The following is a 16537-nucleotide window of genomic DNA, read 5'->3' as shown; positions in this document are numbered from 1 at the left end:
GAAAGGATTTTGCTTTCCGGGGGAGGGCTAAAAACAACAAGATCGTATCAGGAAGACCCGAAACTTCATTTCATGGTACGATGTTTGACAGCCTTGGAAAAATTTATTAATGACAATGATGATTTAAGCTTGTTAAAACTCTACTCAAAAGAGATATCAATTGAATTTAACGAAGCAGGCGATATAAGTAATCAGAAAGAAATTTTAGAGAAGATCGACGATGAAAAAAAATCAGAATGACAAAAGCAACCTGTTACAGGAACCAATTGCCAAAGAAGTAGACAGATACCTTGACTTTACGATGACAGTAACAAAAATAATCATCGATAAATTGAGGAATGAAAAAATTACAAAGCGAGAGTTTGCCCGGTCGCTCGGAAAGAACGAGTCACAAATCTCCGAGTGGTTGAGCGGAAGGCACAATTTCACACTGCGTACCCTCGCGGATATCTCAGCTAAATACGAGTTGGATTTTTCTGAAGCTTTTAAACTTGTGATTGAAGACGCACTAAGTGTGAACCAGTTTATTGAAACGAGTCCGACAAAACAAAAAGCGAATTCGAAGTCCATAAAATCAGTATTTCGCTCGCAGCATGAGAACACTAATTTACGAATTTGATCTGGTGACCCAAAAAGTCGTGTTTTTTTATGTTAAATCGATGTTTTTGAAAGTATATTTTGGAATTATTTGGCAGCGAGTTTGGCAGCGAGTCGCCAATAAATAAGGTCAAAACAGGCAAAATTTAGCAAATTATGACTATATAAGAGGATATTCCAAAACCCTTTAAAACGACAAAAGCCCCAAAACACGCTGTTTTGAGGCTTTTTTGTGGGCGTTCAGGGATTCGAACCCCGGACACTCTGCTTGTAAGGGAACGGGACAGAGTTGTAAGTGATTGATTTATAAGGAGTTATAAGGGAGTGGCAGCGAAACAGTTTTGATAATAATCTGCACTACAAATTCGAGGCTAACCTATTTCCAGGCAATGTTTCGTTTGATCCTCCCGGTCAGTGAGGAATGAGATGATATGATCCTCTTCATTCAGCAGAATCTGCAAAATGTTGTTGGTAGAAGTATTTCCGCATCTTAACCAAATGATTTTCGGAGGAATTCCTCTCAGCAGGCAAAGATCATAAAAATCCGAGTCAAATGTGACAATAGAAAAACCATTCTCTCTGGCATATTCCCAAATATTGATGTCAGAAGTCTGATTTAAGCCAACCTGGGATACTTGTTTGGAGCCGGGAAAACTGTCTTGAATTTTTTTTACGATCCGAAAAGAGATATTCTGGTCAAAAAGTAACTTCATATCGCAATTTTAATCCGATGTTCTCTCTCAGCAGCAAAAGCCAGACATGCAAGTATATCCTCGTGCGTTAACTCCGGGAAATCTTCAAGTATCTCCTGCATCGTCATCCCTGAAGCAAGCCAGCTCAATACATCATAGACGCTGATTCTGGTATCTCTTACGCAAGGTTTACCAAATCGTTTTTCGCTTTGAATTGTTATGATATCATCATATTTCATAAATAAATCTCATTAGAATAAAATACATCTAAAACCGGTAAATTTCACACACAATATAATAAATACATAGCTCTTGTTTAGGTTCAGAAAAAAGTAGATTCGCATAAACTAAATACGACTCCCAAAAGTCGTGTTCTTTTTGCTAAAATCTGTGTAAATAAGAAATTACGCACGCGTTTTCTGTCGATTTAGTGTTGCGGTTTTGTTGCGGTCACCCCAAAAATCCAGGTCAATTCAGGCAAAATTTAGCAAATTATGACTATATAAGAGGATATTCCAAAACCATTTAAAACGACAAAAGCCCCAAAACACGCTGTTTTGAGGCTTTTTTGTGGGCGTTCAGGGATTCGAACCCCGGACCCTCTGCTTGTAAGGCAGATGCTCTGAACCGACTGAGCTAAACGCCCGATTTCAAAAATTTTAGACTGTAAATTTAGCGATTTTTGCGAATTTATACAAGTCTTTTTGCTAAAATATTTAAAAAACTTTGAGCGAGCGACGGGATTCGAACCCGCGACATTCAGCTTGGGAAGCTGACACTCTACCGACTGAGTTACGCTCGCTTGTGAATCCAAATTTACGAAAAAATCGGTTATTTTTCAAGGAATATTTTGCGAACCTCTCACATGCCTGCATATGATCATCGTCACATTGTGCCTCGAATCATGATTAGTGATTAAACCATTACTGAAATTAGTGTGTCCGAAATTCAAAAAAGGAGAAATATATGAAGAGTCTTTTAATATTTGTTTTAACCGGTTTAATTCTTTCCCTGCAAATATTTGCTCAAACTGTTATCAATCAAAGAGAGAAGGATGGTGATCGTTACCTTTATTTGAATTTTGTGGTTAACGCACACGATTTTACTGAACCGGAACAGTCGTGCAAAACTTTGATGCGGGCTGCTCACATTTTTAACAAATATGGTGTGAGAGCTGATTTTTATTTTGTTGAGCAATTGGTTACAAACATTGTTCAGTTCTATCCGTGGTTTCCGGATTCATTAAAAATATTGGGTATGGGGATAAATCTTCATCACCGGGCACCACATATCCTTTCGTTTAAGTCATCTTACATTAACAATTTAAGTAAAAAACCGCTTGATACTTTAGTGAGTGTGCTTGATTCATATGAAAAATACCGGCTTGATCTGGTAACAGGCGGATATAAAACTGCTTTCACAGGTGGTTACAAGTCGGTATCGGAAATATTTGATGAATCACCTTTCACCGTATCTACGGGGGAGAGTGGACCCACATCCAATTTTGGAAGGGCTGATCTGATTGCTTGTAAAAGTATGGGGGCAAAGGGAGTGCTTCTGTTTCATGAAGAAGGTTCTGATGCAGATTACCCCCTTTTTTATTCACAAGGTCTGCTCGTTCGTCCCGTCGATTTCAGTATTACCCGTTGGACAGCGGGTTCACAAACCGATGATGAGTTTTGGTGGGAGATGATCGGTACTCCGGATGAGCCGTACTATTCACCAGCCGCGTACCTGACATCAAAGATGAACTCGATCAACAACACGAAGTTGAATTTTGCCAATGCCATAATTCATGAAACAGATTTTCATTTTAATCTGCCTCCCTGGCGCGCCTGCTATTATTCTGATTCGATGTCGACAGTCCCTTTGCAGGCGCCGTTTGATACCAGCCGGACATCCTTCTGGATCAGAACCAACAGCGAGCAACAGGAAGAAAGATTATGGAGTTATTATGACTCCCTCGTCGCTACTGCTGCCGGGAATCCCCATATAAAGACCTTTATTATGAAAGATCTTAACACCTTAATATCGCCTGACATCGAGAGAAGTGTTTCCATAAACCAGATTTATGAACTCTCCAGAATTATCGCTGCTTCAAATCCTGTCAATTTTCCACCCCGCTTTTTCAGCCTCTCCGGAGATTATTTTTCAATCGCCGATGCTTACTTTACCATCACCAAATCACTGGCAGGCTACTTAAGCACGGGTTCACTTCCGGGGAGTGTTACTACAGCGGATATAAACGGACCATTTGATACAACGGTTGTTAATCTCTCTTCAGTTGGTTCCGTAGATTCACTTTCAATCAGAAAAGGAGTTGCCTTCAACGACTCGCTGTTCAGTTATTATGCGACCGGCAACAAATATCTCTCTCGAATACCTTCCAGCGTTGTTACAAACGGATTCCCTCCGGCAAATCCTTTGGAGTATCTGTTTATTGCAGCATCGGCACTCAAAAATATATACGAAACCGGAACAATCGGAACAGTTACCCCCAAAAGTATCTCATACACGAATAAAACTGTGTACCAAAACCCCGTAAAATGGGGAGAAAAGCCGGCGAGAAGAATTTCAGTAACCGGTGTGGAAAGGGAAAATCCGGTTCTCCCAGGGGATTTTAAAGTATCACAGAATTACCCCAATCCCTTCAATCCCTCCACAAGCTTCAGAATAGAAATGGTGAATGGAGGGAATTGCCGGGTCAGTATTCATGATATCAGTGGAAATTTGATAAAGAGTGAGCAAATTACATCCGACAATCCGGAGTTTGTTTACAATTTTAACGGAAACGGAATGGCATCGGGTGTCTATTTCTTCAGATTTTCATTTAACAACACTAGCATTATCAAAAAAGCAATTTTAATCAAATAAAGGAATCACGAATGTTTACGCGAGTTACAATCCTTCTTTTAATCGTAGCATCACTTCATGCACAAACACCAGTCTATGTCAACATAACATCGCATAATGAAGTGACCGATCCGGTACTCTATGACACTGACAGTGTCGGATTCATGCAGGTCAGAAGCCATATAGTGGAGTTAGCCAACACAGTGAAGTCAAAAGGCGCCAAATATAACTTTCAGGCAGACTGGAGATTCTTAAACGGCGTATTGAATTTTGATAAGGGGAATGATTCTGCAACTGGGGGCAAGAATATTCTGAAGTGGTTGTCCGAGGACAGTCAGCAAAGAATTCAGGTGGATGCTCATTCTCATCTGTCAGACGGATATAATTATGCGGATATCGCCAAGTTAATAGCCGACTGTGGTGTTACGGATTCAAAAATTGTCGGAGGATTTTTATGGAATGACACAGTTGGACTTAAGAGCTGGCTCCTTTTTGAAGGGGGACTTCGAGGCCAGAAATTCCCGCTGAAAATCTGGAAACCGGATATAGTCTGGGGATGTGCAACAAAAGGGATGTTCCATAATGGAGATCTCAATGCATTTGGTTCATGGAGACCAGCAGGTGCATGGAATCTGATGACACATGATCCGACAAAAAGAGTACGGTTACTCGGAAATGCCTGTCACAATCAGGTGACCGATACCACTGAGATTACAGACAATCTTAACACTCTCAACGGGATGCTTAACGCCATAGCGAATGGAACATTACCGTCCGGTAATTTTTACACTGCAACGATAATGATTAACCAAAGAGATTTCAAACCCTCATATCTCGCAAAAATCAGCAGTCTTATCGATTCATTAAATGTGTTGGCGGCAAGCGGGAAGATTGTCTGGGCTACTTTAGGTGAGAAAGATTCGATCTGGAGAAATGATTATGGCGGTACACCGCATTTTCTTACCTGTGATGATCTTCCAACTTCTGTGGAAGAGCCTGCGGCAACACCGGATGAGATAAAATTGGGTCAGAATTATCCCAATCCGTTTAATCCGGTGACAACGCTGAATTTCATTCTGAGCAAGTCCACGGATGTCCGATTAAGCTTCTACAATTGTGAAGGTGTACTCATTTCAGAGGAATTTTTAAGCGGTTTGCCGGCAGGTCAGCATAGCTATCAATTTGACGGTACTTCATTACCCTCAGGTGTATATTTTTGCCGGCTTTCAGGTGGGGGGTATTCAGAATTGAAGAAAATGGTTTTGTTAAAATAGCTTTAGAAATAATGCAAGGTTCCATCACCTGGATGAGTGGAAGTAGACCATTATGATTGAATTAGCAAGCAAAATCGTAAATTTGCGAAAATAAATCGAATAAAATTATGCCAGCGACAATAACAAAAAACCGTTTAATACTTGTTTTATCCTCGATAACACTGATTGTCCACCTTTACGCGATTTTGTTTGGCGGATTTTCCTACTTTCGGGATGAGCTTTACTACCTTGAGTCAACGCGGCATCTGGATTTTGGCTATGTCGATCATCCGCCACTTTCGATCTGGCTGCTATGGTTGATTACTTCAGTCTTTGGAGATTCTGTTGGTGTGATAAGAATTGTACCGGCGGTTTTTTCCGCAGTGGTTGTATTTTTATCGTGTAAAACTGCTCAGAAAACGGGTGGTGGGAGTTTTGCGATGTTTCTTACGGCGATTACAGTTTCTTTGATGCCGATTTTTATGGGGATGAATTCGGTCTATTCAATGAATTTTATCGACTGGTTCTTCTGGGCACTTCTCTCGTATCTGGCAGTTGATCTGATTCAGGAACCGCAGAATAAAAAGTTTATTGTTTGGGGAATTGTGGCAGGATTCGGAATGCTGAATAAAATAAGCATCGCCTGGTTGATCGCCGGATTTTTTGCTGCTCTTCTTGTCAGTGACAAAAGAAAACTGTTGAAAACGCCTTATCCATGGATTTCGGGGGTAATTGCGCTTATAATTTTCTCTCCTTACATTGTCTGGAATGTGTTCAACGATTTCGCTCATCTCGAATTCATGCGAAATGCCGTGGAAATGAAGTACTCACAAATTACCCGGGTGCAGTTCCTCATGGATCAGTTGATGCTCATGAGTCCATTCGCGATTGTTTTGGCATTTTGCGGAGTGTGGTATTCGACATTCAATCCTGCGGGGAGGAAAGATATGGCACCGGCGGTAATATGGCTGACTACACTAATGATTTTGCTGGTTAATTCACATTCAAAGGCTGAGTATCTGGGTGCCGCTTATCCCGCACTTATTGCTCTTGGGGCAGTATTTCTTGAATCGAAACTCAATGTATCGAAACTGGTGTTCTACCCCGTGAAATTTGCGCTGCCCGTTTTGATAATCGGAATGGGAATTATTGCCATCCCCGTGGTGGTGCCGGTTCTAAAAGTCGAAGACACAATCAAATATTTCAGGTTAACGGGTTTAAATCCGCAATCGAACGAGGGGCATAAACTGACAGAGCTTCATCAGTTTTATGCTGACATGCACGGGTGGGAGGAGCTTGTGGAATCGGTCAGAAAAGTTGTGGACTCAATTCCGGGGAAAGACACGCTTTCAATTCTTATTGTGGCAAACAACTACGGAGAGGCGAGTGCAATCAATGTGATCGGACGGAAATACAATCTTCCTTACTGTACGACTGAACACAACAGTTACTGGTTGTGGGGTGTGCCGAGGGAGGAGTATGATATGTATATTTCGCTGGGTGACTCTGAGGAGGATGTGAAAACCTATGCAATTAATCCGGAACTCAAAGGAGTCCATACAGCGAAATATTCCATGCCTTATGAGAATAACCTGAACATCTGGGTTGCCAAGAGGCTAAAATATCCTTTTAAGGAGCTCTGGAAAAAGGCAAAGAAGTATATATAACGCCGGTATTACGCAAGGTTTTTCCGCCTGTGGATTTTTCGAAGAGAAGCCGGCAGTTTTAAGCGATTACTGAACGAGATTGACATTCTAATTGTTACACTTCTAATCCGGCAGGACCGGAATGGATTGACAACAACGACAAGGAGAACAATATATGTATTGCCCGGTATGTAAAGAAACAAAGCTTTTAATTTCCAACAGGGAAGGTGTGGAAATTGACTACTGTCCCGATTGCCGCGGAGTGTGGCTTGACAGAGGTGAGCTCGATAAAATTATCGAGAGATCGTCTCAGGTTTCCGCAGGCAGCAGAAGTGATGACCGCCGTGAGACCTACCGTGAAAAGGATTCCGACTACAGAGAAAAAGACCGTGGATATGAGAAAGACAGAAGTTATGACAGTGGTGAATACGGTTACAAGAAAAAGAAGAGAGGTGGATTTCTGGATGACATTTTCGATTTTTAAAGATCGAAGATTCCCGTTTTCCCCTTGGGTTTATTGAATACTAACGCAAAAGAGGCTGTCCGTTTGGTTCAGCCTCTTTTTTTTATTAATCTATTTCTTCCAGTTTTCCAGAAGTGATTTCATTGCATCAAGGTCAAAAGGGGGATTTTTCATCGTTGCGGCTTTATCCAGTGCCTTCTGCATGGTCGCAATCGCTTCACTTTTCTTGCCTGCCTTCTCGAGCAATTGTGCCTTAACCTTCAGATTGTTATAGTTTTCATCGATCATGATTGATATGTCGATATACTTCATTGCCAGGTCGAGGTCTTTGCCCGATTTTAACAAATAATCAGCTCCTCTGAATGAAGTGCTCCAGTTTACATCGGTTTTCAGCTTGTCGAGGATGTTTTTATGACTCTCGAAGACGATGTCAAAACTGATCTTCACATCTGCCCATGAGATGGTCAGTTTTGCTTTGTCGCTTTCGACTGACTCGAAATTAAAGGTGAGAAGTTCCACATTGCTTGTTTTTTCAGGTGTGACCTTGAAACGAAGTGCATCATTTCCGGGATTGTAGTTTCCGGAACCCCACAGGTTGTTGTCCTTCGAGAGAATGACTGTCCACTCTGTTTTGCCGGGAATTGTAAATATTCCATAAGTTCCTGCAGCCAGTTTGGTCCCGCTGATGGTTGCATCATTTGTGAACGCGATAGTGGTAGCTGAGTTGGCGCCAGTTCTCCATACCTGGTCAAACGGAACCACTCCGCCAAAAATTTGTCTCCCTTTTACAGAAGGGCGGGAGTATTTTACTGTCACTTCACTTATTCCAACAACCTGATAGACTGAACCCAAAGGGGAAGCCGCCGGAACAGCAGGTGCCTGGGCGTTAAGGGAAGTGATGACAAGAAAAAATGTGAGAAGAATGATTGATGATGCTTTTTTCATGAGTGTCCTTTTATTTTGGTTTATTATACAACAATCTCTACCGGCTTCCGGTTCAAAAGCAGATGCAAATAAACTTCGGGGTTATTTTGCTGCTGTCACATTTTTGATAATCGAATTGACTTCATTCTCATATTTATCAACTGTTTCAGAAGATCCCCAGGCAGCTATCAGTATCGAAGTGTTGTCTGCAGGGGTATCCACAATACCGGAAATCAAACGAACACCCTCCGATTTGCCTGAGATTAACTTCGCATTTAAGCCGTTAATCTCGCTGTCAACAATTTCCCCGGTTTTAAGTTTGTAGATCTCTCTGTTTAATATCGTTAATGCCTCAACTTTTGCTTTATCGGGATTATCAACATTCAGAATGTAAAACTGAACGAGAAATCCTCCCTCCTTTGGGAATGCTGTGATGTTTTGTTCATCCGTTTCGAGTATCCAGTCTGCGGGAAGCTGGAAATCCATTTTTGCCGCTTCATTGGTATATGTCTCGCCGGCTTCGATCTGTCCATCACTTTTTAAAGAAGAAGAATCGGAAGATGACCTGTCGGCGGGGGAATCAGATTTCCCGCATCCGCTTAAAATAACCAGCAAAGCGAAAAATATGGAAAAGGAAAATACTCTAAGCACAATACTCCATGTGTAAAATGACAAAAAAAACCGGATTGTTAATTTAAGCAATCCGGTTTGAAAATCAATTAAGCTTATTATTTCTTGGCAGGCTTAATGTTTTTGAATATATAGTCAAGCTCTTTCGAATATTTTTTCAAAGCTTCAGGAGCTGCCCATGCGTTGATGAAAAGACTGGTTTTTTCAGCAGGGGTATCAATAAGTCCCAGATAAAGTTCGAGACCATCAGCAGTACCTTCAATGGATCTGCCTTTCATACCATTGATGTCCTCATCCTTTGCTTCACCGAGCTTCAGGTTTTTTACATCACTTCCGAGGTACTTGTCGAGTTCTTTCATTGCTGCTTCAAGTTCGTCAGCTTTGAGAACAACAAAGTTTACAGCGAAAAGACTGTCAGGAGCGTGCGCTGTCATGCTTTTTTCGTCAGTAGTATAGTACCATCCAGCGGGAAGAGCTACACTTACCTGAGCGGCTTCATCTGTAAATGTTTCACCTTCAACAGGTTTCTCAGTTTTGGGTGCAGCAGAATCAGCAGGTTTTTCTGCAGGTTTGTCAGCTTTTTTGCAACCACCGAGTAACAAAGCTACTGCAAGTATTGCAACGAGTGAAAAATATTTCGACATGGAGTCTCCAATAAATTAGTTATTTGATTATTTAATTGTACAACAGACGGGCTGTTGCGATTTATTCCAACAAACCATTCCCTTGAAAAATGTCAGGGAACGGGAAATTAAAAAATTATTTTGCTGGTGAAATGCTGTTGAAAATTGACATTACATCAGCCGCATATTTTTCAACGGTCTCAGGAGCTCCCCAGGCACCAACCATCAGGCTCGAATTTGCAACCGGTGTATCAATAACCCCAATAGCCAAAAGAACACCATCAGCATTGCCTTCTACGAATCTTCCGCTCATGCCGTTAACATTATAGTCTTTGGCATCACCAAGTTTGAGGTTTGCAACCTGTGCCGAGAGCATATTATCCACTTCCGCGAGTGCGGCACCCAGATCATCAGCACTAAGGACACTAAAATGTACCATGAAACCACCCTCTTTGGGGTAAGCCATGATATCAGCTCCACTTGCTTCATACATCCAGCCTGCGGGGAGTGTGACACTGACTTTGGCGGCTTCGTTTGTAAAGGTTTCCTGAGCGAAGTTTGAAGTTGTCAGGAATGCGATGGAAATAAACAGGACAGCAAAAAGTTTTGACATAATGTCTCCGGTCGATTAAACTAAATGATTAAAAATAACTGCGAAATGTAATTAATTATATCGCAGAAAAAAAAGATATTTTTCGCAAAAAGTCAAAATTATACTGAAAAACGAGACTTATTTACAAACCTTTTATTTTATTCCGGCTTTTTGTTCAACACCTCGACCAAAACCCAGGATGCTTTTGAGCCATCAAATGTTACATCCACTTTATAATGTGCTTCACCACCCGGCTCAATGGCTTTAAGAAGTCCCTCATATTTTTCTCCACCTTTTGGAGTGAGAGTAAATTCTTTAACAGTAATTCCTTTTTCTTTGAATTGCGGGCTGTTTTCCATGTCTTGTTTAATCTGGTCAGCGAGTTGTTCAGTGGAAACGCTGCACGCCGTAAGGAAAAGAGCCGCGAGTACAACGAAGAGAGATCTGGTAAGGTTTTTTGTATTCATGATATGGTCCGGTTGTTTTGATTAAACAGGTATATTAAAAGACTGATTAAAGACGATAATAATATCGAAATATGCAACGGTAAATATAACTCTATAAATGAAAAAGCCAAATAACTTTTTATGAATATTCAATAAAATTATTTAAATATAACGGAAAGAACCTGGAGAAATGGAAGAAATCGACCTGTTTACCGGGTCTGTTCTTTGTAATCTGCTTAAAATAGCTTATTTTTGAAGTCTAAATTTGGCGCGTTCGTCTAGCGGTTCAGGACGCTGCCCTCTCAAGGCAGAGATCACGGGTTCGAATCCCGTACGCGCTACACACAAAAAAACCCTGTAATGCTTTTCGCAGAACAGGGTTTTTTGTTTTATGGGGGTTAATTATTTGACAAGGGTCATTTTCCGGGAGAGGGAATTCCCGTTCTGGGTTACATTGTAAATATACACACCTGATTGCAGGTTTGAAGCATCGAAATTGATTTTGTGATTTCCTGCTGCAAGTTGTCCACTTACCGGTTCAGCAATAAGTTCACCAAGGATGTTAAATATTCTAACCGATACAAAACCGTCGACTGCGAGTGAGAAAGAAATGGTTGTGGACGGATTAAACGGATTTGGATAATTCTGATCCAGAGTGAAAGAAACGGGGGAGTTTTTTTCCTCGACAGAAGTCGGAGTTTTAAGATACTTCCAGATTCCACGGTCCACCGTACCTGCATATAAAACTTCTCCTGAAGCATCGAGAGAAGTTATCTCCATTCCGTCCGGTAAATTAAACAAGGAAGGCACCCAGGTGGTGTCTTTGAGTCTGTACATTTTGTTTACCTGACTGTCGTATGCGAAAAAATAGCCAAGATATCTGAAATATTTAATAAAGTAGAGGTCGAACTGCGAAGTCGGGAGACCATTTTTGAAATATTTCCAGTCAATTCCATTGTTAGTGGAAATCATCAAACCCAGATTGCTTCCTGCAATAATAGAATCAGCAACTACCGAAAGTGAAGTGAAGGAAGTTGAAGCGGGCAGATTATTGTTTATTCTTTGCCAGGTTTGTCCATTCAGGGTATAGGTTCCTTCGATCGTTCTGAGAATAACTCTGGAATCAGAAGCTTTTATTTCGTAAACAGGAGCCGGTACACCTGCTTCCTGCACAATACCTGAGCTAAACGACGACCATGTAGCACCGTTGTCAGTTGACCGGTAAACTCCACCTTGTTCCCAAACGGGAGGCAGGTGGTCTCTTCTTCTCGTTCCATGAAAACCCGCATAAATTGTATTCCCGGAAACAGCAACTCCATAAACCTTTGTGATGTGGGACTGTGGAATACCGGAATTGAGGGTTGACCAGGTATTTCCGAGATCGTTTGAACGGATTACACCATTGGCATTCCAACCGTAAATCTGATTACCTTTGAATACCGGGTTTCCGATGTAAGCGGATATGGAATCCCAGGTGTTTCCACCATTTGTGGATCTGTAAAGCGAAGCGCCATACTGTGAAAAAACCACATCTTCAGACATAACGATCGGTGAGGAAGTGGTTGCGATCAGATTATCGGTAACAGAAAACCAGTGTCCGTCCACTCTTCTGATGATTTTCCCCGAAGTTGCGGCAACGATACTTCCCTGGTGCATGGTATAACCATTTATATAAGAGGGAGTATTCAGGCTTGTCCAAAAGCTGCCTGTAAGTCGGAAAAGTCCCGGATTGTCACCGATTACGGACAAGTAAAAATCGCCGGAGATGAATTTCAGACCGTTGAACGGGATGATGTTTCCATTTCCAAGCTGCAAACCGTTTATCAGAGGGAGCCATGAACCCGAAACATCTTTTTTGTAAACGCCTGCATTAGTGGTCAAAATCTCAACCCCGCCTTCATTTGCAACGGAGGTGGTTTTTTCACCATTTTGAGGTACAAAAGCCACATTCCAATTTTGTCCCTGATCGGATGATTCGAGAAGCACTACCGATTCGGGAGTATTGTCGGTGAAGGCTTCTATCCACATTTTATCTGATGATACGAACAGATTCATAACAATAAATATTTGTCGTGTTTCGTTGTTATGAGTAAAATTTTTGTTAAGGGATACAGGGATCCAGTTGTTTCCAAAATCGGAACTTGTATAAACAGTATCACCCGAAGCACTTATGACATAAATTTTTCCGAGGTATAAAACAGGATCGGAATTTGTTGCTTCGGGGATTATCTTTTTAACCCATGAAGTGCCATTGTCGGTAGAAACAAAAATAAAGCCATAATTGACAGCAACAACAGTGTTACCATCCCTGAGCAGGGAAGTGGCGTAAACTCCCGGAACCGGGGATGACCAGGTGGTGCCGTCAGAGACGAACACACTCCCATTTGCTGTGTTGGTTATCAATTTATCTCCCGTCGATACAACTGACTGGAAATATCCTCCTTTAATACCATTTGTCTGCGACCACTGCGGAAAGATGAGCGACGAGAGAGTGAGAACAAGTATTAAGACCTGCGATTTTCTCATATATACTATTCCTAAAAAATTATTGATGTGAGGCGGAAATATAGTTTGTTTTAAAGGAGAGCGTTGTGATATTATTATAATTGGTTATTATTTATGATAAAGGTTAAATGGCAAGGAGTAAGGTTTATTTGCGGACAGGTCTTGTAAAACCGGGTATGGACCCCGTCAAATTATTCTGCCGACTGTCAAATAATTGCGTTAATAAAAATGATAATTTGTAATTTTCCCAGTCAATAAAAATGGATTTTAGATGTTAGCAGTAAACAGCATAAGAAAAGAATTCAAAGACATCGTTGCGGTGGATGATATCTCTTTTACAGTGGAACCGGGGAAGATATTTGGTCTTTTGGGTCCAAACGGGGCAGGAAAGACCACCACAATCAGGATGATCTTAAATATCATAAAGCCGACTTCGGGAACAATCTCGATCGACGGGAAGCCTGTTGGCAAGGATTTCCATAATATCACCGGATATCTTCCTGAAGAGAGGGGACTTTATAAAAAAAGCACCGTACTCGATATTATCAAATATTTTGCGGCACTAAAAGGTGTGAATTCCACAGAGGCTGAGAAACTGGGAAAGAAATGGCTCGAAAGACTGGACATACCCGACTATAAAAAGAGGAAAGTACAGGAACTCTCCAAAGGAAACCAGCAAAAAGTTCAGTTTATTGTCTCGGTCATTCACAATCCCCAAATACTGATACTTGATGAACCATTCAGCGGGTTCGATCCCATCAATCAGGAGATGGTTCGCGATGAAATACTTCGCTTAAAACGGGAGGGTAAAACCATCGTTCTCTCCACCCACCAGATGGACATGGCAGAGAAAATGTGCGAGTCAATATTTCTGATCAATAAAGGAAGAGAAGTATGCAGCGGGCCCATCAATCTTGTGAAAAGAAATTTTGGCAAAGAGTTTATAAAGATTGAGTATGAAGGAGGTTCTGATTTTATCAAGACACTTCCGGAAGTGAAAACCGCTGATTTATACGGAAATTTTGGTGAAATTGAATTGATTGAAGGAGCCGTTCCGGGTGAAGTGCTCCCTAAATTGTTCCAAAACATGAAGTTAAGGAGTTTTTCAATCGAGGCGCCAACGCTTAATCGAATTTTTATTGATACTATAAAGCAGATCGGAGAGTAAAATGAAGAAAGCATTTGAAGTAGCGAAATGGGAATATCTTCAAAAGGTTCTCTCGAAAGAATTCATTATCTCCGTGGTGCTTACACCGGTTATTTTTACTGTTTTTTCGATATTGCCATCACTACTCGCAGACAAGGACTCCGATGCTCCAAAGGCAATCACGATTCTCGATTCAACCGGGCAGTATGAAGATGCTCTGAGGGCACAACTTCAGAAAGAAAAACTTGAGGATGGACAGCCAAGATATCTGATTCCTAAAAATGTTGTCCCCGCAGGTGACATATCTCTCGCAAAGAAAAAACTGGATGACTCTGTCTTTAACAAAAAAGTACTTGAGGGATACATATATATCTATGAGAAGAAGGATTCCGGACTGAATCTTGAGTATCGCAGCAAGTCGATGGGTAACTTTCGTGACATAAAGATAATGGAGAGTGGATTTAACAGCATAAGAAGGGAGAGGATGCTTGCCAACAAAAATATCGGGCAGAGTCTCCTCGACTCACTTACCCATGAAGTTGGGCTTCGCTCTGTCAAGATAACCCTCGAGGGGGCTGAGGAAATCAACTTTCAGACGCAGTTTTTCTCAACTTTCGTTATTGTGATGGCTCTCTTTTTCATAATCATGTTTACAGGGGGTTCACTCGTAAGAAGCCTCGTGGAAGAGAAATCCAACCGCCTGATCGAGATTATTCTTTCAAGTTGCAGACCTGATGATCTGTTGTTCGGGAAGGTTATGGGCCTTAGTCTTTTGGTGCTTACTCAGATGGGTATCTGGGCACTTCTGGCATTTGGTTATGCGGGTCCTCTGATAGCCACTTCTGCAGCATTTCAGAATATCCACATTGTAATTCCATATTTTCTCCTGGCATTCCTCTTTTATGTTTCGATATTTGTGGGAGTCGGCTCCATCGTGAATACTGAACAGGAGGCTCAACAGATAACGAGCTACCTGACACTTTTGGTAATATTTCCGGTTGTTTTACTCATGCCGATAATTCAAAATCCTGATCAGGGACTCGTGAAAATATTTGCTTACATCCCGTTTACATCTCCACTGGTGATGATAGCAAGGATGAATGTGATACAGGTTCCTCTCTATGAGCATTTGATTGCAATGGGAATTCTCGTTTTAAGCATTTTTGTTGTGATAAAAATCTCAGTGAAGATTTTCAGAATCGGAATACTCTCTTACGGGAAGGTACCTTCGATAAAAGAACTGATAAACTGGATGAAATACGATTCTTAATAAATCAGTTTGACCGTCGTATCATTATATTTGAAATATGATGATTGATATTTTCGCAATGGTTTTAACAGGCGGAGGAATCTCCGCCTTGTTTTTTAAGTTCTATTCCGGTTTCGAGAGGTACAGGTACAGGCGGGAGATTGATTTTCTTCTGCCGGCACTGGCGGGTGGCCTGGCTGCAGTGCTCTTTACAATCGGGATACAGTATGGTTTGTCACAAATATATGAAGTGGCGGACATCATGTACCGCGGGCATTTCCGTTCGATTTACATCTCACCACTTATCGAGGAAATAGCTAAAGGAGGTGCCACCCTCCTCGCAATCAGATTTCTCAAGAGCGAGGAATTGCTCGATTCGTTGTTTCTCGCCATAGCAATCGGACTCGGGTTTGCATTTTTTGAAAACATCCTCTACTCCACAATCGGGAATGGTGACAGGAGTATGGCAGGAACCATGCTGGAGAGAACCCTTGTCATCGCTCCGATGCACAGCGTGCAAAATTTTCTTTTTATCCTTCTCTACATTTTCATATCGAACATAATAAAAAACAGATTTTTTGTATTTCTGCTCGCTGCTCCGTTTCCCGCTGTTTCCCACTCAATCTGGAACTATATAGCGTTGGAGACCGGCGCAAATATTATTAATCTTACTCTGATGATAATCGTCAGCCGTTCGATTGTCTATGCAATCAGAGTGGAAAAAGAACATTTTATTGAAGCAAGAGTCAGGGAAACTTCGGAAGAAAATGGTGGACCGGAAGAGGGCAGGCTGCTGATGATGAAAAATGGATGGAAAGAAAAAGGGGAGGAATTCATCAAAATACAGATTGAATCATCAAAATTTATCTATAATTCGGTGTTGAAAAGATTCACAAGTAAGAAGTCAACTTAAGAAA

General features: G+C 41.3%; 17 protein-coding genes and 3 tRNA genes. 10 read left to right on the top strand and 10 right to left on the bottom strand.

From position 1 onward, the window contains the following. Nucleotides 1-9 precede the first annotated feature (9 nt). Together LCH52_03045 and LCH52_03040 are read left to right on the top strand one after the other, a co-directional pair. Nucleotides 10-240: a hypothetical protein gene (locus LCH52_03045; protein ID MCA0387449.1), complete on the top strand. Its 231-nt coding sequence runs from the start codon at nt 10-12 to the stop codon at nt 238-240. Beyond that, nucleotides 221-619 (top strand): helix-turn-helix transcriptional regulator, encoded by a 399-nt coding sequence (locus LCH52_03040; protein MCA0387448.1) that lies wholly within the window; start codon nt 221-223, stop codon nt 617-619. Before LCH52_03045 ends, LCH52_03040 begins: the two co-directional genes overlap by 20 nt. A 349-nt stretch (nt 620-968) precedes the next feature. Here LCH52_03040 and LCH52_03035 read toward each other — a convergent pair whose 3' ends face one another. The 4 genes from LCH52_03035 to LCH52_03020 form a co-directional block, all read right to left on the bottom strand. Continuing rightward, the gene (locus LCH52_03035; GenBank protein MCA0387447.1) at nt 969-1310 is read right to left on the bottom strand and encodes a DUF5615 family PIN-like protein; all 342 of its coding nucleotides are present in this window, start codon (nt 1308-1310) and stop codon (nt 969-971) included. Beyond that, complete coding sequence (locus tag LCH52_03030) at nt 1307-1528, bottom strand: DUF433 domain-containing protein (protein MCA0387446.1); 222 nt, start codon at nt 1526-1528, stop codon at nt 1307-1309. The genes LCH52_03035 and LCH52_03030 overlap by 4 nt, the downstream gene beginning before the upstream one ends. A 332-nt stretch (nt 1529-1860) precedes the next feature. Then, nucleotides 1861-1935: transfer RNA gene (locus tag LCH52_03025), tRNA-Val, on the bottom strand. Between the two features lie 83 nt (nt 1936-2018). After that, nucleotides 2019-2091: transfer RNA gene (locus LCH52_03020), tRNA-Gly, on the bottom strand. A 164-nt stretch (nt 2092-2255) separates the two neighbouring features. Between LCH52_03020 and LCH52_03015 the strand changes: the two genes are divergently transcribed. The 4 genes from LCH52_03015 to LCH52_03000 all read left to right on the top strand — a co-directional run bounded on the left by LCH52_03015 (nt 2256) and on the right by LCH52_03000 (nt 7525). After that, nucleotides 2256-4163, top strand: a complete 1908-nt coding sequence (locus tag LCH52_03015; GenBank protein MCA0387445.1) for a T9SS type A sorting domain-containing protein — start codon at nt 2256-2258, stop codon at nt 4161-4163. Between the two features lie 11 nt (nt 4164-4174). Continuing rightward, nucleotides 4175-5416, top strand: a complete 1242-nt coding sequence (locus LCH52_03010) for a T9SS type A sorting domain-containing protein (protein MCA0387444.1) — start codon at nt 4175-4177, stop codon at nt 5414-5416. Between the two features lie 107 nt (nt 5417-5523). Then, entirely contained in the window at nt 5524-7062 is a 1539-nt protein-coding gene (locus tag LCH52_03005; GenBank protein MCA0387443.1) for a glycosyltransferase family 39 protein, read from the top strand. Between the two features lie 154 nt (nt 7063-7216). Beyond that, nucleotides 7217-7525 carry a zf-TFIIB domain-containing protein gene (locus LCH52_03000; protein ID MCA0387442.1) on the top strand — a complete coding sequence of 103 codons (309 nt, stop codon included), beginning with the start codon at nt 7217-7219 and terminating at the stop codon, nt 7523-7525. Between the two features lie 90 nt (nt 7526-7615). On the opposite strand, the gene LCH52_02995 is transcribed toward LCH52_03000, so the two are convergent. From LCH52_02995 to LCH52_02975, 5 genes are all read right to left on the bottom strand, one after another. Continuing rightward, the gene (locus LCH52_02995; GenBank protein MCA0387441.1) at nt 7616-8449 is read right to left on the bottom strand and encodes a DUF2911 domain-containing protein; all 834 of its coding nucleotides are present in this window, start codon (nt 8447-8449) and stop codon (nt 7616-7618) included. 81 nt (nt 8450-8530) lie between these two features. Further along, a complete protein-coding gene (locus tag LCH52_02990; GenBank protein ID MCA0387440.1) occupies nt 8531-9079 on the bottom strand; it encodes a hypothetical protein in 549 nt (182 codons plus the stop codon). Between the two features lie 77 nt (nt 9080-9156). Next, the gene (locus LCH52_02985) at nt 9157-9702 is read right to left on the bottom strand and encodes a hypothetical protein (GenBank protein ID MCA0387439.1); all 546 of its coding nucleotides are present in this window, start codon (nt 9700-9702) and stop codon (nt 9157-9159) included. 115 nt (nt 9703-9817) lie between these two features. Then, nucleotides 9818-10294, bottom strand: a complete 477-nt coding sequence (locus LCH52_02980) for a hypothetical protein (GenBank protein MCA0387438.1) — start codon at nt 10292-10294, stop codon at nt 9818-9820. Nucleotides 10295-10431: 137 nt separating this feature from the next. Next, complete coding sequence (locus tag LCH52_02975; protein ID MCA0387437.1) at nt 10432-10740, bottom strand: hypothetical protein; 309 nt, start codon at nt 10738-10740, stop codon at nt 10432-10434. Nucleotides 10741-10986: 246 nt separating this feature from the next. On the opposite strand from LCH52_02975, the gene LCH52_02970 reads away from it, so the two are divergent. Continuing rightward, a tRNA-Glu gene (locus tag LCH52_02970) sits at nt 10987-11060 on the top strand. A gap of 61 nt (nt 11061-11121) precedes the next feature. Here the strand turns inward: LCH52_02970 and LCH52_02965 are convergent. Continuing rightward, nucleotides 11122-13245 (bottom strand): T9SS type A sorting domain-containing protein, encoded by a 2124-nt coding sequence (locus LCH52_02965; GenBank protein MCA0387436.1) that lies wholly within the window; start codon nt 13243-13245, stop codon nt 11122-11124. Between the two features lie 250 nt (nt 13246-13495). Between LCH52_02965 and LCH52_02960 the strand changes: the two genes are divergently transcribed. The 3 genes from LCH52_02960 to LCH52_02950 are packed head-to-tail and all read left to right on the top strand — an operon-like array spanning nt 13496 to nt 16533. Beyond that, a complete protein-coding gene (locus tag LCH52_02960) occupies nt 13496-14392 on the top strand; it encodes an ATP-binding cassette domain-containing protein (GenBank protein ID MCA0387435.1) in 897 nt (298 codons plus the stop codon). Nucleotide 14393: 1 nt separating this feature from the next. Next, a complete protein-coding gene (locus LCH52_02955; protein ID MCA0387434.1) occupies nt 14394-15641 on the top strand; it encodes an ABC transporter permease in 1248 nt (415 codons plus the stop codon). A 40-nt stretch (nt 15642-15681) separates the two neighbouring features. Continuing rightward, nucleotides 15682-16533: a PrsW family intramembrane metalloprotease gene (locus LCH52_02950; GenBank protein MCA0387433.1), complete on the top strand. Its 852-nt coding sequence runs from the start codon at nt 15682-15684 to the stop codon at nt 16531-16533. The last annotated feature ends 4 nt before the right edge of the window (nt 16534-16537 follow it).

The sequence above is a fragment of the Bacteroidota bacterium genome, assembly GCA_020161395.1.
In the GTDB taxonomy this organism is placed as follows: Bacteria; Bacteroidota; Ignavibacteria; order Ignavibacteriales; family Ignavibacteriaceae; genus UTCHB3.
The sequence above is the reverse complement of the archived record's forward strand: the minus strand, read 5'-3'. Positions and strand labels throughout refer to the sequence as shown.